Origin of the sequence: Leucobacter ruminantium (genome assembly GCF_017565705.1) — a bacterium.
Lineage (GTDB): Bacteria > Actinomycetota > Actinomycetes > Actinomycetales > Microbacteriaceae > Leucobacter > Leucobacter ruminantium.
Map to the genome: position 1 here is coordinate 20224 of NZ_JAGDYL010000007.1, position 19964 is coordinate 40187.

Annotated in this window: 19 protein-coding genes; 13 read left to right on the forward strand and 6 right to left on the reverse strand. The window is 69.7% G+C overall.

Annotated features, from left to right (window positions below; translation table 11 throughout):
• Positions 1-52 precede the first annotated feature (52 nt).
• Both J4H91_RS05740 and J4H91_RS05745 read left to right on the forward strand, forming a co-directional pair.
• Positions 53-814 carry an ABC transporter ATP-binding protein gene (locus tag J4H91_RS05740; protein ID WP_208045310.1) on the forward strand — a complete coding sequence of 254 codons (762 nt, stop codon included), beginning with the start codon at positions 53-55 and terminating at the stop codon, positions 812-814.
• On the forward strand, positions 814-2208 hold the full coding sequence (locus J4H91_RS05745) for an ABC transporter permease (RefSeq protein WP_208045311.1): 1395 nt from the start codon (positions 814-816) through the stop codon (positions 2206-2208). Before J4H91_RS05740 ends, J4H91_RS05745 begins: the two co-directional genes overlap by 1 nt.
• 9 nt (positions 2209-2217) lie before the next feature.
• Here J4H91_RS05745 and ispF read toward each other — a convergent pair whose 3' ends face one another.
• From ispF to J4H91_RS05760, 3 genes are all read right to left on the reverse strand, one after another.
• Positions 2218-2685: a 2-C-methyl-D-erythritol 2,4-cyclodiphosphate synthase gene (ispF, locus tag J4H91_RS05750; RefSeq protein WP_208045312.1), complete on the reverse strand. Its 468-nt coding sequence runs from the start codon at positions 2683-2685 to the stop codon at positions 2218-2220.
• Positions 2682-3473 carry a 2-C-methyl-D-erythritol 4-phosphate cytidylyltransferase gene (gene ispD / locus J4H91_RS05755; RefSeq protein WP_208045313.1) on the reverse strand — a complete coding sequence of 264 codons (792 nt, stop codon included), beginning with the start codon at positions 3471-3473 and terminating at the stop codon, positions 2682-2684. The genes ispF and ispD overlap by 4 nt, the downstream gene beginning before the upstream one ends.
• 159 nt (positions 3474-3632) lie before the next feature.
• On the reverse strand, positions 3633-4133 hold the full coding sequence (locus tag J4H91_RS05760; protein WP_208045314.1) for a CarD family transcriptional regulator: 501 nt from the start codon (positions 4131-4133) through the stop codon (positions 3633-3635).
• 148 nt (positions 4134-4281) lie between these two features.
• Between J4H91_RS05760 and J4H91_RS05765 the strand changes: the two genes are divergently transcribed.
• Positions 4282-4926 carry a DNA modification methylase gene (locus J4H91_RS05765; RefSeq protein ID WP_208045315.1) on the forward strand — a complete coding sequence of 215 codons (645 nt, stop codon included), beginning with the start codon at positions 4282-4284 and terminating at the stop codon, positions 4924-4926.
• Between the two features lie 251 nt (positions 4927-5177).
• On the opposite strand, the gene J4H91_RS05770 is transcribed toward J4H91_RS05765, so the two are convergent.
• Positions 5178-5867: a winged helix-turn-helix domain-containing protein gene (locus tag J4H91_RS05770; RefSeq protein WP_208045316.1), complete on the reverse strand. Its 690-nt coding sequence runs from the start codon at positions 5865-5867 to the stop codon at positions 5178-5180.
• Positions 5867-7108, reverse strand: coding sequence for a sensor histidine kinase (locus J4H91_RS05775; protein WP_208045317.1), 1242 nt, complete (start codon positions 7106-7108; stop codon positions 5867-5869). Before J4H91_RS05775 ends, J4H91_RS05770 begins: the two co-directional genes overlap by 1 nt.
• A gap of 152 nt (positions 7109-7260) precedes the next feature.
• Between J4H91_RS05775 and phoU the strand changes: the two genes are divergently transcribed.
• The 3 genes from phoU (at position 7261) to rlmB (ending at position 10573) form a co-directional block, all read left to right on the forward strand.
• Positions 7261-7902 (forward strand): phosphate signaling complex protein PhoU, encoded by a 642-nt coding sequence (phoU, locus tag J4H91_RS05780; RefSeq protein ID WP_208045318.1) that lies wholly within the window; start codon positions 7261-7263, stop codon positions 7900-7902.
• A gap of 161 nt (positions 7903-8063) precedes the next feature.
• Entirely contained in the window at positions 8064-9572 is a 1509-nt protein-coding gene (gene cysS, locus J4H91_RS05785; RefSeq protein WP_208045319.1) for a cysteine--tRNA ligase, read from the forward strand.
• Positions 9569-10573, forward strand: coding sequence for a 23S rRNA (guanosine(2251)-2'-O)-methyltransferase RlmB (gene rlmB, locus J4H91_RS05790; protein WP_208045320.1), 1005 nt, complete (start codon positions 9569-9571; stop codon positions 10571-10573). Before cysS ends, rlmB begins: the two co-directional genes overlap by 4 nt.
• A 131-nt stretch (positions 10574-10704) precedes the next feature.
• Here rlmB and J4H91_RS05795 read toward each other — a convergent pair whose 3' ends face one another.
• Entirely contained in the window at positions 10705-11202 is a 498-nt protein-coding gene (locus J4H91_RS05795) for an Rv3235 family protein (RefSeq protein ID WP_208045321.1), read from the reverse strand.
• Positions 11203-11407: 205 nt separating this feature from the next.
• Between J4H91_RS05795 and J4H91_RS05800 the strand changes: the two genes are divergently transcribed.
• The 7 genes from J4H91_RS05800 (at position 11408) to J4H91_RS05830 (ending at position 19956) form a co-directional block, all read left to right on the forward strand.
• Positions 11408-11929, forward strand: coding sequence for a PH domain-containing protein (locus tag J4H91_RS05800; protein WP_424960830.1), 522 nt, complete (start codon positions 11408-11410; stop codon positions 11927-11929).
• Positions 11926-13728, forward strand: a complete 1803-nt coding sequence (locus tag J4H91_RS05805; RefSeq protein WP_341783455.1) for a PH domain-containing protein — start codon at positions 11926-11928, stop codon at positions 13726-13728. The genes J4H91_RS05800 and J4H91_RS05805 overlap by 4 nt, the downstream gene beginning before the upstream one ends.
• Positions 13725-14441, forward strand: a complete 717-nt coding sequence (locus tag J4H91_RS05810; protein ID WP_208045322.1) for a DUF2520 domain-containing protein — start codon at positions 13725-13727, stop codon at positions 14439-14441. Before J4H91_RS05805 ends, J4H91_RS05810 begins: the two co-directional genes overlap by 4 nt.
• Positions 14442-14526: 85 nt before the next feature.
• Entirely contained in the window at positions 14527-16056 is a 1530-nt protein-coding gene (lysS, locus tag J4H91_RS05815) for a lysine--tRNA ligase (RefSeq protein ID WP_208045323.1), read from the forward strand.
• 164 nt (positions 16057-16220) lie between these two features.
• Positions 16221-16400: a hypothetical protein gene (locus J4H91_RS05820; RefSeq protein ID WP_208045324.1), complete on the forward strand. Its 180-nt coding sequence runs from the start codon at positions 16221-16223 to the stop codon at positions 16398-16400.
• 62 nt (positions 16401-16462) lie between these two features.
• Complete coding sequence (gene cls, locus J4H91_RS05825; RefSeq protein ID WP_208045325.1) at positions 16463-17944, forward strand: cardiolipin synthase; 1482 nt, start codon at positions 16463-16465, stop codon at positions 17942-17944.
• A gap of 242 nt (positions 17945-18186) precedes the next feature.
• Positions 18187-19956, forward strand: coding sequence for an ATP-binding protein (locus J4H91_RS05830; RefSeq protein ID WP_341783456.1), 1770 nt, complete (start codon positions 18187-18189; stop codon positions 19954-19956).
• Positions 19957-19964 lie beyond the last annotated feature (8 nt).

Below are 19964 nucleotides of genomic sequence, written 5' to 3' on the forward strand. Positions count from 1 at the left end.
GGGGCACCGGGGTCCGATCCCTCGCCCCTCATCGGTCCGTAGCGTCGATGACATGGAGATTCGAACGAGCGAGATGGGGCTGGTGGCGCGCGTCGCCCGCCTGGGGAAGCACTACGGAGAAGGGGAGCACCGGGTCACGGCGCTCGACGACGTGTCGATAGGGATCAGGCGAGGCCAGTTCACCGCCATCATGGGGCCGTCGGGCTCGGGCAAGTCGACGCTCATGCACGTCATGGCCGGTCTCGATACCCCGAGCGAGGGGCGCGCGTGGCTGGGCGACGACGAGATCACGGGCCTCGGCGACGCCGAGCTCACCAGGCTGCGCCGCCGCCGCATCGGGTTCGTGTTCCAGGCCTTCAACCTCGTGCCCACGCTCGACGCGATGGACAACATCCGGCTGCCGTTCGAACTCGACGGCCGCCGCCCCTCCGCTGAGGAGCGGGAGCGGATCGACGCGCTGATCGGCGCGCTCGGGCTCGTGGGCCGCACCGGCCACCGCCCGCACGAGCTCTCCGGCGGCCAGCAGCAGCGCGTGGCGATCGCCAGGGCGCTCGCGACCAGGCCCGACGTGATCTTCGCCGACGAGCCGACGGGTGCGCTCGACTCGCGCACGAGCCGGGAGGTGCTGCAGCTGCTGCGCGCCGCCGTCGTCGAGCGCGGGCAGAGCATCGCGATGGTCACACACGATCCGGTCGCGGCGAGCCACGCCGACCGCATCCTGTTCCTCGCCGACGGGCGCATCGTCTCCGACTGCGGGGCGATGTCGGCGGAGCAGATCTCCGAGACCATGCTGCACCTCGAGCGGGTGGCCTGATGCGCGTCGGGGCAGGGATTCGCGAGCACGCCTCAACCGTCGTCGTCGCAGCGCTGTCATCGCTGTTCGCGGTCGCGCTGATCCTGTTCACCGGCATACTGACGGCTTCGATCGAACCCGCGGTCATCGAGTCGAGCGGCACCTTCCGGGTCGTGCTGATGATGGTGGCGCTCGTCTTCATCCTCATCGCGCTCTACGTCGGCGCGATCGTCACGGCGAACACCTTCTCCACGATCATCGCCGGTCGCACCCGTACGATCGCGCTGCTGCGGCTGATCGGCTCGACCTCCGCTCGCGTGCGCGGCCGCGTCGCGGGCGAGGGGCTCGTCGTCGGTCTCGTCGGCGCGATCATCGGGTTCGCGCTCGCCGAGGGGCTCTGCGCTGCGGTCGTCGCCCTGGGGCCCGGCCTCGGCTGGCTGCCCGCCGAGCGCGACTATCCGCTGTTCGACCCGCTCGCGGTCGTCGCCGTCGCGGTCGTCGCGCTCACCACGTGGGCCGCGGCGTGGACCGGTTCGCGCCGGGTCGCCGGCGTCTCGCCGATCGCCGCGACCGGGGCGGCTGTCGAACTCGCGCCCGAGCGCTCGCGCCGTCGCCCGGCGCGCACCGTGTGGTCGGTCGTTCTGATGATCCTCGGAGCCTCGCTGCTCGCGATCGGGCTGGTGCTCGGCTTCGTGACACCGCTCGCGCTCTTCATCGCGTTCTGGGGAGGGCTGTTCTCGTTCACCGGCATCGCACTGGGAGCGCACCTCGTGATGCCGCCCCTGCTGGGCATCTCGGGCCGGATGCTCGGGCGCGGGGTCGCCGGGCGGCTCGCGGCGGCGAACACGCTGCGGCATCCCGAGCGCAGCGCGCGCTCCACGATCGGTCTCGTGATCGGCGTGACGCTCGTGACGATGTTCGCCGTGGCGCTCTCGAGCTACGAGACGATGGCTCTGCACGCGTTCGCGAGCGACGCCGAACTCGAGGCGCAGATGTCGGACACGCTCACCGTCACGACCGCGATCTTCACGGGACTCGTCGGCTTCTCGGCGGTGATCGCAGCTGTCGGGCTGGTGAACACGCTCTCGCTCAGCGTGCTGCAGCGCACCCGCGAGCTCGGGCTGCTGCGAGTGCTCGGCCTCACCGGTGCGCAGATGCGGCGGATGGTGCTGGCCGAGAGCGCGCAGATGACGGTCACGGCCCTCGGTCTTGGACTGCTGCTCGGCGTGTTCTACGGCTGGACGGCCGCGCAGTCGCTCATGGGTTCCCAGGCCGGCCTGATGGCGCCCACGATCCCGTGGCCGATCCTCGCGGGGGTGGCGGTGTTCGGCGGATCGCTCGCGCTCGTCGCCGCCGCGGCGCCCGCGCGCCGTGCGATCCGCGTGTCGCCGGTCGAGGCACTCGCCCTCGATTGAGGCTCCGGCTCAGACGTGCTCGACGAGGGCCGTGGCGATCGCCGCCACGCCCTCGCCGCGGCCCGTGAAGCCGAGGCCGTCGCTCGTGGTGGCGCCGACCGAGACGGGGGCTCCGAGCAGCGCGGTCAGCACGCCTTCGGCCTCGGCGCGGCGCGGGGCGAAGCGGGGGCGGTTGCAGACGAGCTGCACGGAGACGTTGATGGGGCGCCAGCCGTGCTGCGCGAGCCGGTCGAGCGCGAGGAGCACGAAGCCGGTGCTCGGGGCCCCGGCGGTCCCGGGCTCGTCGACACCGACGAGGGATCCGATGTCTCCGAGGCCGGCGGCCGAGAGCAGCGCGTCGACGATGGCGTGGCAGGCGGCGTCGCCGTCGCTGTGGCCGGAGAGGCCGATCTCGCCCGGCCAGTCGAGGCCGGCGAGACGCAGCGGCGATCCCTCATCGAATGCGTGCACGTCGACGCCGGTGCCGACGCGGATCACGGGCCCTCCAGCGCCTCTGCCGCGTTCGCGGCCAGGATCGACTCGAGCACGGTCAGGTCGTCGGCTGTGGTGAGCTTGTGCGCCCGGCGCTCGCCGGGCACCGTGCGCACGGTGCCGCCCGCGCGCTGGACTACCTCGGCATCGTCGGTAGGGGCGCCGTGCTCGCCGCCCTCCTGCAACTGCACGGTCTCGTGCGCCGACGCAAGGGCCTCTCGCGGGAAGCCCTGCGGGGTCTGCACGGCGACGAGCGGCGCACGGTCGACGGTCTCGTGCACGACGCCGTCTGCGTCGACCCGCTTGAGCGTGTCGGAGACCGCGAGCGCCGGCACGACGGCGTCTCCGGTGCGGCGCACCTCGGCGAGCACGCGCTCGAAGAGCTCGGCGCTCGCGAACGGACGGGCCGCGTCGTGCACGAGCACGGTGTCGACCGAGTCGGGCAGCGCGGCGATGCCGAAGCGAACCGACTCGTGCCGCTCGCGCCCGCCCGGCGTGACCGTCGCCTCCCACGGCGAGTTCGCCGGGAGCACGCGCTCGACGAGTTCGAGCGCCTCCGCCGCGCGGTCTTCGGGGACCACGACCACGAGGTGCCCGGCGTGGGGCAGCGAGGTCGCGGTCGCGATCGCGAACTCGAGCAGCGCACGGCCGTGCAGTCGCACGAACGCCTTGGGCACGCCCGCGCCCAGGCGCTCGCCCCGGCCGGCGGCGACGACCACGACACCGAGTTTCGCGAGGGCGTGAGGCGCGGTGCCGAGGGGCGTGCGCTCGTTTGCGAGGGGTGAGCTGCTCATGCGCCCCAGCGTACCCCCGGGCTCCGACACTCGGAAGCGAGGGATCCTACCGAGCGACGCGCTCCGTAAGAACGCGAAAGCCCGCCGGCCGCCCGGCCCGCAGCGTTGAGCTGCGGAGCGGGCCACCGGCGGGCGGCGCCGTTCAGCGACGGCGAGGGATCAGACCGCTGCCTCCGAGGCGAGCACGTCGTCGAGGATCTGCGAAGCCTTCTCCTCATCGGTGTTCTCGGCGAGGGCGAGCTCCGAGACGAGGATCTGGCGGGCCTTCGCGAAGAGGCCCTTCTCGCCCGCCGACAGCGAGCGGGATCCCTGGCTGCGGCGCCACAGGTCGCGCACGACCTCCGAGATCTTGATGATGTCGCCCGACGACAGCTTCTCGTTGTTCAGCTTGAAGCGGCGCGACCAGTTGCTCGGCTCCTCCGTGAACGGGGCGCGGAGCACCTCGAAGACGCGCTGCAGACCCTCGGGGTCGATCACATCGCGGATGCCCACGAGCTCGGCGCTGTCGGCGGGGATCTCGATGTCGACCGGAGTCGGCTGGCTCGCGTGGAGCTTGAGGAAGGTCTTCTCTTCGCCACCGATCTTGACCTTTCGGACTCCGACGATCTTGGACGGTCCGTGGTGGGGGTAGACGACAGTCTCTCCGACCTCAAATTGCATCGAGTCGCTCCTTCTTTTCTCCAACCGCTAGGATAACATATGCCCCCGCTCCGGTTGGCGGGCGCTGGCCCTGCGCGGCTATGATGATGCTGAACTGCGTGTCGCAAGACGGCGAGCGCGGCGCGAAACCACGGCTCGGAGGACCACCTTGAAGATTCGGATCGCCTCTTCCATCGCTCTTGCGGCGGGTCTCATGCTCGGAGCGACCGGCTGCGGCCTGATCGCTCCCCAGGCCACCACCGAGGCGTACGCGCCCAGCGACGGGATCGATGTGAACGTCGGCGACGTCGAGCTCCGCAACGTGCTGCTCATCGCCGACGAGACCGGCGAGAACTTCAACGTCGTCTTCTCGGCCGTGAACACGACCGGTTCGCCCGTCGACCTCTCGATCAGCTTCGTGGGCGAGGGATCGCAGAAGGCCCGCGCCGAGTTCACCGTGCCGACCGGCAGCACCGAGTTCGGCAATCCCGAGGGCGAGATCGAGCCCGTGCTCGTGACGATCCCGAACCTCATCCCGGGTGCCACCGCGCGCGCCTACTTCCAGACCCCCGGCGCGAGCGAGGTCAAGTACGACGTGCCCGCGCTCGACGACGAGAAGCTCGTCGAGTACCGCGACTACGTGCTCCCCGCCGACTTCGGCGCAGAGGAGGACGAGCAGGAGGCGAAGGCCGACGCGTCGTCTTCGACGGGGGGCGAGGGATCCTCGGCGGCCGCTTCGTCGGGCGAGACCTCTGCTGCGGGCGAGACCTCTTCGGCCGACGCCTCGGCGACCGAGACGCACACCGCCGAATAGACTGACCATCGCGTGCGGCCCTCCCCGGAATCCGGGGAGGGCCGCACGCGTGTGTGGGCGCCCCTTTCCGCTGGTCGAACGGAGCGTCCCTTCCGCTGGCTGAGCGGAGCGGAGCGCCCCCTCCGCTGGTTGAGCGAGCGGAGCGAGTCGAAACCCGGGTCGGTCCCTTGATTTCGACTCGGCTGCGCCTCGCTCGATCAGCGGGGTGGGCTGCGCCTCGCTCGATCGGCGGGGACGGCTGACACCCGCTCCTAACCGAAGCGGTAGCCGACGCCCCGCACGGTGGAGATGAGGCGAGGCTTCGAGGGCTCCTCCTCGATGCGGGCGCGGATGCGCTTGACGTGCACGTCGAGGGTCTTGGTGTCGCCGTAGTAGTTGCTGCCCCAGACCCTGTCGATGAGCTGGCCGCGGGTCAGCACCCGGCCCGAGTGCCGCATCAGCATCTCCAGCAGTTCGAACTCTCGCAGCGGCATCGCGATCTCCTCGCCCCGAACGCTCACCGCGTGACGTTCGGGGTCGAGTCGCACCCCGTGCTCCTCGAGCACGGGCGAGTCCTTGACACGATCGTCCTCATCGCCGCCGACGCGGCGAAGCGCGGCGCGCACCCGTGCGAGCAGTTCGCGCGCGGAGTAGGGCTTCGTGATGTAGTCGTCGGCGCCGAGCTCGAGGCCGACCACGATGTCGATCTCGCTGTCCTTCGCGCTCAGCATGATCACCGGCACGCGGGACTTCACGCGGATCGCGCGGCACACCTCGGTACCCGGTATGCCGGGGAGCATGAGGTCGAGCAGCACCAGATCGGGCGAGACCTCGCCGAACAGTTCGACCGCGGCGTTGCCGTTGTCGGCCACCGTCACCCGGTATCCCTCGCGCTCGAGCAGGAACGCGAGCGGCTTCGAGATCGACTCCTCGTCCTCGACGAGCAGGATGTGATGCGCCACTAGCTGGCTCCCTTCGTTCCGGTGGCGGCCTCGGCGGCCGATCCCTCGCCCGAGACCTCGGCCGCACGGGCCTGCCGCAGCGCGCGCTTCGCCTTCTTGAGTCGCTTCGTGCTCTTCTCCGCATCCTCTGCGTCGTGCCGGGGGAAGGTCAGGCTGAAGCTCGAACCGACGCCCTGCTGCGACCAGACGTCGATGTCGCCGCCGTGCGCGCGCATGGTGTGCCTGGCGATGCTGAGGCCGAGGCCGGTGCCGCCCTCGCCGCGTGTGCGCGCTCCGTCGACCCGGTAGAAGCGCTCGAAAATGCGGCCGAGATGCTCGGGCGCGATCCCTTCGCCCTGATCGGTGACGGTGACGACGAAGCTGTTGCGCTTCACCTCCATGCCAACACCGACGCGACCGCCCTCGGGGGAGTGGCGGATGGCGTTGCTCAGCAGGTTGGCCACCGCGGCGGAGAGCGAGGCCGCGCGCCCCTGGATCACCGCGTCGAGGCCGTTGTCGCCCGTGACGACGAGCTCCACGCCGTGCTGCGACGCGAACTCCCGGTGCGATTCGACTTCCCTGCGTACGAGCGCGGGCAGTGAGACCGCCTGGCGGTCCTCGGGTCGCAGCGTCGACTGGGCCTCCGACAGCTGGATGATGTCTCGCGACAGCTCGCCGAGCCGGCGGGACTCCTTCACGAGGCTCTTCGCGAAGCCGCGCACCGTCTCGGAATCATCGGCAGCCTCCTGCGTGGCCTCCGCGAGCAGCCCGATCGCCGCGATCGGGGTCTTCAACTCGTGGCTGACGTTCGCGATGAAGTCGCGCCGCATCGCGTTCACGCGCTGCTCCTCGCCGATATCCTCGGCGAGGACGGCGAGGAAGCGGGCCTGGATACGGATGATGTGGACGCGGATCGAGTCGCCCGGCACCGAGGTATCCGGTTCGCGGGTGTCGGGGATCCCCGTGGTCATCACGCGCCGCGCACGGCGCAGGAACTCGGGGTCCGAGAGTTCCTCGCCGCTGATGAAGCGCTCGTATCGCGCGGTCGGGTTGGCGTAGACCGGTGTGAGCGAAGCGTCGAGGATCACGGCGAAGGTCTCGATCTCGTCGAGTATGGTCGTGGCGATCTCGGGCAGTTCGGGGCGCATGGCCTCGGCCCTCCGGCGCCCGGCGCGGCGGGCGGCCACGATGGCGAGCGAAGTGCCCGCGCCGATGAGGATGCCGAGCGCGGTGGCGGCCAGCAGGAGCGCGGTCGGTGTCATGGCTTCATCGTATTCGGTCGTGCCGAGGGGGAGGCCGCGAGTTCAACTGCTGTTCACTCTGCGGTGCGGTGGGGTTCATCTGCCGGGGCGACACTTGAGGTGATGCGGGCCGAACGGGTGCCGCCACCCCTGAACGAGGAGACACCAGAAGAATGCGTGAGGTCTTTCAGCAGTCGCTGCGCGACGTGCAGAACCGGCTCGTGGAGATCGCGGAGCTCGTCGAGGCGTCGATCGAGAACGCGACGACCGCGTTCAGCAGCTCCGATGCATCCCTCGCGGAGAGCGTGATCGACGAGGGCGAGCAGATCGAGCGGCTCGCGAACGAGCTCGACCAGCAGACGATCGACATCCTCGCGCTGCAGCAGCCCGTCGCCTCCGACCTGCGGCTGATGGTCGGCGCGCTCCGCATGAGCGCGTCGCTCGAGCGCATGGCCGATCTGGCGCAGCACATCGCGCAGCTCGCCCGCTACCGCTACCCCGAGAGCGCGATCCCGAAGGGGCTCAAGAAGACCTTCATCCGTATGGGCGCGCTCGACGTGGAGATGGCTCAGAAGATCGTCGAGCTGCTGCGCACTCAGAACGCAGCGGTGATCGACGAGGTGCGCGATCTCGACGACGACCTGGACGAGCTGCACGCCAAGGTGTTCGAGAAGGTGCTCAGCGATCGGGTCGCCGAGACCCCGGTCGGCGTCGTCGACGCGACGCTCGCGAGCCGCTACCACGAGCGTTTCGGTGACCACGCCGTCAGCGTCGCGAAGCAGATGCAGTTCTTCCTCAGCGGCTCGACCGACTGAGAGCGCTGCGCGGTCCCGGTCTCTCGGCGGTGCTCCCCGAGCAGGAGATCGTCGCCCATGCGGGTCGATTCCCCGGAAAGTTCCCGCATGGGTGGGGATCGCCTGCCTGGACGTGACTCTTCTCCGGGGAACGGGGAGCCGGCCGCGGGTAGGCTTAGAGGGTGAAACAACGCATCTACGATTCGCGCGCGCAGCAGGTCGTCGACTTCGCGCCCCGCGAACCCGGCCGCGTCGGCATGTACGTGTGCGGTCCGACCGTGCAGTCGGCCCCGCACATCGGGCACCTGCGCAGCGCGCTCGTCTACGACCAGATGCGGCGCTGGTTCCAGGCGACCGGCCACGACGTGACCCTGATCCGCAACGTCACCGACATCGACGACAAGATCCTCGACAACGCGCGCATCGCGCAGGGCGAGGGATCGAGCGAGCAGTGGTGGGCGCTGGCCTACCGCGTGGAGCGGGAGTTCACCGCGGCGTACGACGCCCTCGGCGTTCTCGCTCCCACCTACGAACCGCGCGCGACCGCGAACATCCGCGAGATGATCGAGCTGATCGAGCGGCTGATCGAGCGCGGGCACGCCTACCGGGCCGCCGACGGCACGGCGAGCGTCTACTTCGACACCGCGAGCTGGCCCGACTACGGGGCGCTCACGCGGCAGCGGCGCGAGCAGATGGAGGACGCCGCCGACTCGGCGAACGCCCGCGAGAAGCGGAACCCTCAGGACTTCGCGCTCTGGAAGGCGCATCGCGAGCACGAACCGGAGAGCGCGTCGTGGCCCTCGCCGTGGGGTCGCGGGCGGCCGGGCTGGCACATCGAGTGCTCGGCGATGGCGACCCGCTACCTCGGCGCGGAGTTCGACATCCACGGCGGCGGGCTCGACCTGCGCTTCCCGCACCACGAGAACGAGCTCGCCCAGTCGTCCGCGGCCGGCCACCCCTTCGCGCGGCATTGGATCCACAACGGCCTCGTGAACACAGGCGGTCAGAAGATGTCGAAGTCGCTCGGCAACTCGCTGTTCGCCGCAGACCTCCTGGCGGCGGCCCGACCCATCGTGCTGCGCTACTTCCTGGGTTCCGCCCACTACCGCTCGGTGCTCGAGTTCTCCGAGAACTCGCTCGCGGAGGCCGCCGCCGCCTTCGAACGGATCGAGGGGTTCCTGGAGCGCGCCCGCGAGGCGCTACGCGATCCGTCCCTGAACCAGGTGCAGGTCGCCGAGGACGGTCGTAGCGCTACCTCCAGCACGATGTACGGCTCTGACACCCGCACCTTCGGGCACGCGGAGGTGCCCGAGGCATTCGCCGACGCGATGCGCGACGACTTCGCGATCCCGCAGGCGCTCGCGGTGCTGCATGACACCGTGCGCGCGGGTAACACAGCACTCGACGCGGGCGACGACGAGGCCGCATCGGCGCGCGCCGCGGAGGTGGAGGCGATGCTCGACGTGTTGGGGATCAACCCGCTCGACCCGGCTTGGCGGAGCTCCGGCGACGACGAGGCCGGTGCTGCGCGCGCCGCGCTGGAAGCGCTTGTCACGGGGTTCATCGTCGACCGAGCGGACGCACGCAAGAACAAGGACTTCGCCGCGAGCGACGCGATCCGAGACCGCCTGCTGGCGGCGGGGATCGCGCTCGAAGACGGCCCGAACGGAACACGCTGGAGCATCGTATGAGCAACAAGAAGAGTCGCACCGGAGCCGTGCGAAAGAAGGGCCTCGGCAAGGCCGTCGGCTCCGGCGGTCAGGGGCGTCAGGCGCTCGAAGGCCGAGGGCCGACGCCGAAGGCCGAGGACCGCGAGTATCACGCCGCGCACAAGGCGAAGAAGGCGCGGGAGCGCCACGAGGCGGCCAGGCAGCGGCACGGACTGGATCCGCGCGGCCGCGGCGACGCGCGCTCCTCGCGCCCGGCGCGCAAGGGCGACGACAGCGAGCTCGTGACGGGCCGCAACGCGGTGCTCGAGGCGCTGCGGACGAAGATCCCGGCGACAGCGCTGTACGTGGCCGCGCGGGTCGAGATGGACGACCGCATGCGCGAGATCCTGCGCCTCGCGACCAACCGCCAGGTGCCGGTGCTCGAGGTCATGCGCCCCGAGCTCGACCGCATGACCGACCGCGACACCGTGCACCAGGGCGTGGTGCTCAAGGTGCCGCCGATGGAGTACGCGCATCCGATGGAGATGCTCGACCAGATCGTCGACCGCGACGAGACGCCGCTCATCGTGGCCCTCGACGGGGTCACCGACCCGCGCAACCTCGGGGCGATCATCCGCTCGGTCGCCGCGTTCGGCGGTCAGGGCGTGGTGATCCCTCAGCGGCGCTCGGCGAGCCTCAACTCGGCCGCGTGGAAGACGTCGGCGGGGGCGGCGGCGCGCATCCCGGTCGCGATGGCGTCGAACCTGACCCAGACGATCAAGGAGTTCAAGAAGCAGGGGCTCTTCGTCGTGGGTCTCGACGGCGGCGGCGACGTGGAACTGCCCGGTCTCGAACTGGCGGAGCGCCCCCTGGTCATCGTGATCGGCAGCGAGGGCAAGGGCCTGTCGCGCCTCGTCACCGAGACCTGCGATGCCATCGTCTCGATTCCCATCTCCGCCGCCACCGAGTCGTTGAACGCCGGAATCGCCGCGAGTGTCGCCCTCTACGAGGTGTCGAAGCTGCGGGCCGACTCCGCAGAGTAGGCGGTGAGGGATCCCTGTCGATCCCTCACCGCACAGAGAGTTCCGACTCGCTTCGCTCGCTCACCCAAGGCTCGCTCGATCGGTGGAACGGGCTTCGCTCGTTCAATCGGCGGAAGACGGGCACCCGTCGCTCACAGCACCGTCAGGTGCGTGGCCTGCCAGCGGTCTCGCCGGATCTCCAGGCGGAATGCCACAGCGGTGCAGCGGGGCTCGGCCTGCAGCACGACCACCCCCTCGATGACGTTCGGCAGCGGGCGGTCGAGGCGGGGCCGACCGGGCGTCGGCACGACTCGTCTGCGGTCTCTGATCATCGACCTGAGCTCCACGCGGGCGCGCCGCCGCTCCGCGAGCGCATCGATGACCTCGGCCGAGACGAGCGAGCCGAGCTGGGCGATCGGGCGGTGACCCTCGACGACCTCGAAGGCGAGGAGCGCGAGCCGACGGATCGCCGAGGCTGGCGGGGGCTCGGGCTGCTCCTGGCAGACGGGCCGGGGTGCGGCAGCGGGCGGCTGTTCATCGGCCGGCGGCGGTTCGGCTGAGGGCAGGTCCTCGACGCGGCGCAGATGCCTGCGAGAAGGCCTCCGACGATCGTCGGCGGGTTCCAGGCGGAAGGTGAGGGGAATCGACATCGGGCACCTCTCGATCTCTCCGGCGATGCCCCGTGGTTAACCCCTGCCGCTCGGATATGCGTGTGAATGGACTCTCACCTTACGAAGGGATGCTTGGACGGTGTCAAGAGTTTTCTTCGCTCTGAGCTTTTATGGCGCGTTCGAGCGGTCGGGCGCGCAACTGCGCACTCGGGTGTCGTCGCGGCACCCGTCTTATGCTGGTGTCGTGAACGACGAACGCATGCCGCAGATCGACGAAGCGCTCAAAGACGGATCCCATGCCGAATGGCGGCGGGTCTCGCCGAAGTACGCGATCGCCGACCTGGTGCTGAACCTGCTGCTCGACGCGGCAGTGCTCGTGGTGCTGATCGTGGTGCTGGTGGTGGCGAGAGATGACGCGCCCGTCGTCGTGCCGATCGCCCTCGCAGCGCTCTTCGTCGCGCTGCTCGTCAATTCGCTGCTCGCCTTCCGCCGGGTGCGCGCGATCGGCTACATCCTGCGCGAGGACGACCTGCTCTTCCGACGAGGCATCATGTTCGAGCGCATCATCGCCGTGCCCTACGGGCGGCTGCAGCTGGTCGATGTGACGCGGGGGCCGCTGCTGCGCGCCCTCGGCCTCGCCACCCTGAAGTTCGTGACGGCCTCGGCCGCGACCGGCGTCAATCTGCCCGGTCTGAAGGTCGAGGATGCGGAACAGCTGCGCGACCGTCTCGTGCAGCTCGCCGAGTCGCGGAGGTCGGGTCTGTGACCGACGACGACCAGCGCGGACTCGACCCGGTGCCTGCCGGCGGATCCCTATCCGATACGGCGGAGGCGTCCCTGCTCGGAATTGCCGAGGGATCCCTGCCCGGCACGGCCGATGCCGAAGGCTGGCGACGGCTGCACCCGCTGTCGCCGCTGCTGCGCGGCGGGCTCGTGCTGCTCGTGATCGTCGGCGTCGTCGTCGCGAATTTCCGCGACCGCTTCGTCGAGCTCTTCTTCGCCGACCGCGTGTTCGAGGGATCGGGGGTCGACGTCGATGTCGACCCGAGCGGCGACATCGTGAGTCTGATCGAGTATCTGGCTGGTCAGGGCCTGCTGCTCCTGGTGCTCGGCGCCCTGCTCGCCGTGCTGCTGCTGATCGTGCTGTTCGCGTGGATCGCGTGGCGGTTCTCGACCTACCGCATCACGGACGAGGCGGTCGAGGCGCGTCGCGGTGTGCTCTTCCGCACGCACCGTCGCGCGCCGCTCGAACGCATTCAGAGCGTCAACCTGCAGCGCTCGCTGCCGGCCCGCGTGCTGGGCCTCACGAAGATCGAGGTGCTCACCGCCGGGCAGGGCGGCAAGGTCGAGCTGGCCTATCTCGGGTATCGGGACGCCAAGACCGTGCGCGAGCAGATCGTGCGACGCGCCGCTATGAAGCGCGGCGGCAGGCCTGCGGTCGCGGCTGCCCTGCCCCAGGCCGCCGCCGGCATCGCAGGGCGGGGCGTGCTCGCGAACGTTGGGGACCGTCTGTCGGAGCGGGCGATCGACTTCGCAGACGCCGACATCGACCCCGAGGCGATCGCGGCCGACGCGCTCGTGAGGGTGCCGGTGGGTCGTCTGCTCGGCGGCATCGCGCTCGGCTGGGAGGCCGTCGTCACCCTCGTGCTGATGGTAGCTGTCATCGTCGGCGGATCCCTCATCGCTCCCGGAGTGCTGTTCGGCATCGTGCCGCTCATCCTGGTCATGGCGAGCATCCTCTTCACCCAGTTCAACAAGGGCTTCAACTTCACGCTCTCCCGCGACGGCGATTCGGTGCGCACGGGCGCCGGCCTCACGGCGACGGCGACCGAGACCATCCCCTTCGGCCGCATCCACGCCGTCGAAGCCCGGCAGCCACTGCTGTGGCGCCCCCTCGGCTGGTGGCGCGTGCGCATCACCGTCGCAGGGCACTCCGTCGCGCAGGGCGGTCAGAACACATCGCAGAACGTCGTGCTGCCGGTCGGCCCGGAGGCCGACGTGCTGCGCGTCATCGAGACGCTGCTGCCGGGGGTCGGCGACGACGAGCACGAGATGGCCGCGCTCCGCGACGGCCTGATGGGATCGGGCGAGGGGTATCTGCGAGCGGGGCCCCGTGCGGCCTGGGTGCTGCTGTGGGGGCGCAGACGGGCGGGCATCCGCATCGCGGACGAGGGCACGGCTCAGGCGACCTTGCGCGTGCGCAGGGGAGTGCTCACCCGATCCCTCGCGATCATGCCGATCGTGCGCGCCCAGTCGGTGCAGCTGCGCCGCCCGCTGCTGCACCGGCTCCTCGGCCTCGCCTCGCTGCAGGCGCACACGGTGCTCGGACCGGTGCGGATGGAGATGCGAGGGATCGAACTCGAAGCGGCCCGCTCGGCCTTCGACGAGCTCGCCGCCGAGGTGCTGCGCGTGCAGGGAACGGAGGCGCGCGAGTTGCGCGAGGAGATCCGGGAGCGCACGGCAGAGGGATCGGGCGAAGGGTCGGCTGAGGGATCGGGCGAGGGTTCGGCCAAGGGTCCGTGGGAAGCAACCCCGCCCGGAGACGACGGCGAGGAGACACGGTGAGCGCGGCGGCGCAGGCATCGCGACTCGGCGTCGGTGTCATCGGCTCAGGCCGCGTCGGCCCGGTGCTCGGGCGCGCGCTCGCCGGTGCGGGGCACGCCATCACGGGCATCAGCGCGATCAGCGAGGAGAGCCGCGAGCGAGCCGAGTCCATGCTGCCCGGTGCGCCCATCCTCGAAGTCGCCGAGGTCGTGCGCCGATCCGAACTCGTGCTGTTCGCGGTCCCGGGATCCGAGCTGCCCGATCTCGTGAGCGGTCTCGCCGCGACCGGCGCCTGGCAACCGGGGCAGCTCGCGGTCCACACCGCCCCCGAGCACGGCTACGGCGTGTTCGCGCCCGCGCTCGCCGCCGGCGTGATCCCGCTCGCACTGCACCCGGCCGTGGTGTTCACCGGCACGAGCCTCGACCTCACCCGCCTCGCCGGAGCCGCCGTCGCGGTCACCGCGCCCGGTCCCGTGCTGCCGATCGGACAGGCGCTCGCAGTCGAGATGGGGGGCGAGCCGGTGATCGTGAGCGAGCAGGATCGTCCGGCCTACGCCGAGGCGGTGGCCGCGGCGGGCGAGCTGTCGCGGGCGGTCGTGCGCAATGCGCTCGACGGCCTCGACGAGTTGGGTATCGAGGACGCCGCGCGGATCGTCGGCGGCATCGTGCGCGCGAGCATCGAGGAGGAACTGCGCGCGGCGGGGCAGAGGCCCGGCGAGGAACTCGCCGGGTGAGCGCGCTCGACCGGCAGGATCCCTCGCCCCGGCATCGCGGGTAGACTTGCTCGGTACGCCCAAAACACTGGAGGAACCCGCCACCATGAGCGAGCAGCCCGCAGCCGCGCCCGTCGCGACCGAAGAGGAGATCTTCGAGCAGAAGCGGGTGCGCCTCGACAAGCGCGACAAGCTGAACGAGGGCGCCGAGCTCGGCGGGGGCGCCTACCCGGTCGCCGTGCCCGTCACCACCACCATCGCCGAGGTGCGAGCCAAGTGGGGCCACCTCGAGACCGGCGCCGAGAGCGGAGAGACGGTCGGTGTCGCGGGCCGCGTCGTGTTCCAGCGCAACACCGGCAAGCTCTGCTTCGGCAGCATCCAGGCGGGAGACGGCGAGCGCATCCAGGTGATGCTGAGCCTCGCCGAGGTCGGAGAGGAATCGCTCGCGGCCTACAAGGAACTCGTCGATCTGGGCGACCACCTCTTCGTGCGCGGCCAGGTCATCTCGAGCCGCCGCGGCGAGCTCTCCATCATGGTCGAGGAGTGGCGGATCGCCGCCAAGGCGCTCGCCCCGCTCCCCAACATGTACGCCGAGCTGAACGAGGAGACGCGGGTGCGCCAGCGCTACCTCGACCTCATCCAGCGCCCGCAGGCCCGAACCAACGTCATCACGCGCGCCCGCACGATGGCGAGCCTGCGCAGCACCTTCGCCGATCGCGGCTTCATCGAGGTCGAGACCCCGATGCTGCAGACGATGCACGGCGGCGCCTCGGCGCGTCCGTTCGTGACGCACTCGAACGCCTTCGACACCGATCTCTACCTGCGCATCGCGCCCGAGCTCTACCTGAAGCGCGCGGTCGTCGGCGGTCTGGAGCGCGTCTTCGAGATCAACCGCAACTTCCGCAACGAGGGCGCCGACTCGACGCACAGCCCCGAGTTCGCGATGCTCGAGGCCTACCAGGCCTACACGGACTACAACGGCATCGCCGATCTCACCCAGGAGCTGGTGCAGAACGCGGCGCTCGCAGTGAACAAGGGCACCGAGCGCGCTGGCACCCACGTCGTGCAGTGGGCGGACGGCGCCCTCTTCGACCTCGGCGGCGATTGGGATCGCATCTCGATGTACGGCACCCTTTCGGAGGCCGCCGGTCGCGAGATCACCCCTGCGACGCCCGTGTCCGAGCTGCTCGAGATCGCCGAGGCGGAGGGCGTGCAGGTGAAGCTCCCCAACCACGGCAAGCTCGTCGAGGAGCTGTGGGAGCACTTCGTGAAGGACGGCCTCACGCGGCCCACCTTCGTGATGGACTTCCCCGTCGAGACGAGCCCGCTCACCCGCCACCACCGCTCGATCGACGGCGTCGTCGAGAAATGGGATCTCTACGTGCGCGGCTTCGAGCTGGCGACCGGCTACTCCGAACTCGTCGACCCGGTCGTGCAGCGCGAGCGCTTCGTGCAGCAGGCCGCCGAGGCCGCGCGCGGCGACGACGAGGCCATGGGCGTCGATGAGGAGTTCCTGCGCGCGCTCGAGCACGGCATGCCTCCGGCGGGCGGCATGGGCATGGGCATGGACCGCCTGCTGATGGCGCTGACGGGTCTCGGCATCCGCGAGACCATCCTCTTCCCGCTCGTCAAGTAGCGGGCGGGGAGCTCCCGCCCGCTGATTGAGCGAGGAGCTTGTCGAGGGACCGGGTCCCCGATTCGCGCCGGGCCGACGGGGTGGGGCTTCGCCTCGCCGGACCGGCCGCGAGGGGTGGCGATCGCACAGGAAGCGCGCGGTGCGCGACCGGTAGACTGTGCAGCATGGATAACTGGTGGCTGAACGCGGTGTGGTCGTTGACCCCGACCGTGCTGATCGGCCTGTTCTTCTTCTTCGTGCTGCGATCGATCCTGCGAGCGGATCGCACCGAGCGCCGCATCTACCAGCAGATCGAAGACGAGGAGCGGGCCAAGGCCGGCCTTCCCCTGCGAGAGGACTCCTGACCCCGCTCCCGGTAGAGTGAGTGCAGCCGGATACGGCGGCATACACGAACGGCGGGACATCCATGGACCTCGAGTGGTTCGGCTTCAACTGGCCCTACCTCTGGACGCTGACGGTACTCATCGTCGATAACCTGATCCGCATCGTCGCGCTCTTCGTCGTGCCGCGCAATCGCCGCCCCACCGCGGGCATGGCCTGGCTGCTCGCCATCTTCGCGCTGCCGGTGCCCGGCCTGCTGCTCTTCCTTATCATCGGCAGCAAACGTCTTCCGAAGCAGCGCGAGCAGAAGCAGGAGGCCATCAACCAGCTCGTCGCCGATCTCGCCCAGCGCGAGGAGAAGAGCCTGGTCACCGTGAGCGACGACCTCGACCCGGCGGTCGAGAACGCCGTGCGGCTGGGGCGATCCCTCGGAGCGCAGCCGATGCTGCTCGGCAACACGGCCTCGATCTGCATCGATTACGAGGAATCGATCGCCCGCATGGCCGCAGCCATCGACGAGGCCAGGGAGTACGTGCACGTCGAGTTCTACATCCTCGTGCACGATGAGGCCACCGACGGCGTATTCACGGCGATGCGCAACGCCGTCGCCCGCGGGGTCAAGGTGCGCGTGCTGCTCGACCACATCTCGGCCGTGCGCAACCCCGGCACGAAGCGCACGGCGCAGAGCCTCACCGACCTCGGAGCGGAGTGGGCCTACATGCTGCCCGTGCGTCCCTGGCGCGGCGAGTACCAGCGCCCCGACCTGCGCAATCACCGCAAACTGCTCGTCATCGACGGGCGCGTGGGCTTCATGGGCTCCCAGAACCTCGTCGACTCGAGCTACAACAAGCCGTCGAACCGCCGCCGCGGCCTGCACTGGCGCGATCTCATGGTGCGCGTCGAAGGCCCGATCGTGCTGGGTCTCGAGGCGGTCTTCCAGGGCGACTGGTTCCTGGAGACCGGCGAGTTCCTGCGGCACCTCGCGGAAGCCGACTTCGAGGCTGAGAAGCCGGGCGAGCTCGACTGCCAGATCGTGCCGAGCGGGCCCGGTTACGCCGGCGAGAACAATCTGCAGGTCTTCGTGGCACTGCTCTATGCGGCCAGGCGCCGCATCAGCATCACGAGCCCCTACTTCGTGCCGGACGGCTCCATCATGAATGCGCTCCGGGCCGCGACCGCCCGCGGCGTCGACGTGGAGTTGTTCGTCTCTGAGATCGGCGATCAGGCCGTGGTCTATCACGCCCAGCGCTCCTACTACGAGGAGCTGCTCCGGGCCGGGGTGCGCATCTGGATGTACCGGCCGCCCTACATCCTCCACTCCAAGCACTTCACGATCGACGACACCGTCGCCGTCGTGGGGTCGTCGAACATGGATCAGCGATCCTTCGGCCTCAACATGGAGATCTCCATGGTCGTGCACGGGAAAGGCTTCATCGAGGACCTCGACCGGGTGAACGACCACTATCGAGCAAATTCCCGAGAACTCACGATCGACGAGTGGTCGCGCCAACCGCTGCGCTCGCAGCTGCTCGACGGGCTCGCGCGGCTCTCGTCCGCGCTGCAGTAGCGCCGGAGCGGCTCGAGCCCTCGCCCGATCGTGAGGGCCGACGTCTCGAGCCTGACGATGAACTCGAAATCGGTAGGTTCAGCCCGCTCTCACACCTTCGCACACGAGGAGCCGCAAAACTCCCGGCTCGGCTCGTTTTGGAATCGCGACGGATTCGTGCAACGATGCCTCTACCGAATCCGATGGAAGGAAACGCAATGGCGCGTCAAACGGCTTCTCAGTCAACCCTGAACACCGATCCTGTGGAGCAGAGTCCCGCCGAATCGCAGACCTCGCAGGAGGCGAAGAAGGCCCCGGCCAAGAAGCCCGCTGCGAAGGCTCCGGCGAAGCGCGCGGCCTCGAAGACCTCCTCGAAGACCGCGGCGAAGCCTGCTGCGAAGGCCCCCGCGAAGCCTGCTGCCAAGGCCCCGCAGATGAAGGACGAGGCCGCGAAGGCCGATGCCGTGAGCACCGCTGCTCCGGCCCCGAAGCCGGCGGCGGAGAAGAAGTCGCTCGCCCGCCGCAAGCGTCCGCGCAAGGCGCCCGCCACCGGCCCCGTGACCATCGGCCGCAGCGGCTTCACCAAGCTCAAGAACATCTCCGAGATCCGCCACTACCTGCGCACGAGCGACACTCCGGTGTTCTTCGTCGGCGCGACGGCGTTCAACCTGCTCGGCCTCGACCGCTGGGTGCGCGGCTTCTCCTACATCAGCTACTACGACAGCTGGGACGGAACGCACCCGCGCGTCTTCTGCCCGAAGGACAAGCCCTACGTCGAGTTCGAGAGCGGCGAGCAGATCAACAACTGGCTGCTGCGCAACCACGAGGTCCGCGCGCACATCGAGCGCCGCACGCCTCCGGGCAAGCGCCCCCAGGTCGTGATGGTCTTCTTCGACGAGGAGACCGAGCGGATCTGCGAGGAGCTCGACTACGAGCTGATCCTGCCGAGCCACGCACTGCGTGAGCGGCTCGACTCCAAGATCGTGACCACGCAGATCGCCGACTCCGTCGGTGTGCCGAGCGTGCCGAACGTGCTCACGACCGTCAAGGACTGGGACGAGCTCGTCAAGGTCACGAACAAGGCGAAGCTCGGCCAGGATCTCGTCATCCAGACCGCCTACGGCGACTCGGGCAAGACCACCTACTTCGTGACGAGCGAGGCGGAGTTCGCCGCGATCGCCGACGAGGTGGTGGGCGTCGAGATCAAGGTGATGAAGCGCATCAACAACCGTCCGATCGCGATCGAGGCCGTGAACACCCGTCACGGCACCGTGGTGGGCCCCTGCATGACCGAGATCACCGGTCACGCGGACCTGACGCCGTACCGCGGCGGCTGGGCGGGCAACGAGATGTTCCCGACCGTGCTCGACGACGAGAGCCGTCACGCGGCCGTGCAGCTCGTGCGCAAACTCGGCGACCGCCTCGGCAAGGAGGGGTACCGCGGCTTCTTCGAGGTCGACGTGCTGCTCGACACCGATACCGGCGATGTCTACCTCGGCGAGCTCAACCCACGGGTCAGCGGCGCCTCGGCGATCACGAACGTCACGGCGGGTGCCTACGCCGACGTGCCGCTGTTCGCCTTCCACCTGCTCGAGTACTCCGGCATCGACTTCGAGATCGATGTCGACGAGATCAACGCCCGCTGGGAGGAGCTCGCCTCGGAGGACGAGTGGAGCCACATGGTCATCAAGCACACGACCAACTCGGTGGAGCGCATCGACGCGGCGCCGCGTACCGGCCGCTACGTGCTCGACCACTTCGGCAACCTCGTCTACAGCCACGGCGATCTCGACTGGCACCTCCTGACCAACGAGTCGGAGGCGTTCTTCCTCCGCATCTACCCGGAGGGCGAGTACCGCTGGAAGGGCGCCGACCTCGGCATCCTCGTCACGAAGGCGCACCTCGAGAACAGTCACGGGGGGCTCACGCTGCACGCGAAGTACCTCATCGACGCGATCCGCGGCATGTACCGCACGACGCTCATCGAGGGAGACGAGCCGCAGCCCAAGCCTGCCCCCGCGAAGGGCAAGTAGCCCCCGCG

Coding starts and splice junctions, on each gene's coding strand:
- J4H91_RS05740 (WP_208045310.1), top strand. CDS start 53: ATGGAGATTCGAACGAGCGAGATGGGGCTGGTGGCGCGCGTCGCCCGC.
- phoU (WP_208045318.1), top strand. CDS start 7,261: ATGCGTGAGGTCTTTCAGCAGTCGCTGCGCGACGTGCAGAACCGGCTC.
- ispD (WP_208045313.1), bottom strand. CDS start 3,473: ATGAGCAGCTCACCCCTCGCAAACGAGCGCACGCCCCTCGGCACCGCG.
- J4H91_RS05760 (WP_208045314.1), bottom strand. CDS start 4,133: ATGCAATTTGAGGTCGGAGAGACTGTCGTCTACCCCCACCACGGACCG.
- J4H91_RS05820 (WP_208045324.1), top strand. CDS start 16,221: ATGGATAACTGGTGGCTGAACGCGGTGTGGTCGTTGACCCCGACCGTG.
- J4H91_RS05775 (WP_208045317.1), bottom strand. CDS start 7,108: ATGACACCGACCGCGCTCCTGCTGGCCGCCACCGCGCTCGGCATCCTC.
- J4H91_RS05795 (WP_208045321.1), bottom strand. CDS start 11,202: ATGTCGATTCCCCTCACCTTCCGCCTGGAACCCGCCGACGATCGTCGG.
- cls (WP_208045325.1), top strand. CDS start 16,463: ATGGACCTCGAGTGGTTCGGCTTCAACTGGCCCTACCTCTGGACGCTG.
- lysS (WP_208045323.1), top strand. CDS start 14,527: ATGAGCGAGCAGCCCGCAGCCGCGCCCGTCGCGACCGAAGAGGAGATC.
- rlmB (WP_208045320.1), top strand. CDS start 9,569: ATGAGCAACAAGAAGAGTCGCACCGGAGCCGTGCGAAAGAAGGGCCTC.
- J4H91_RS05745 (WP_208045311.1), top strand. CDS start 814: ATGCGCGTCGGGGCAGGGATTCGCGAGCACGCCTCAACCGTCGTCGTC.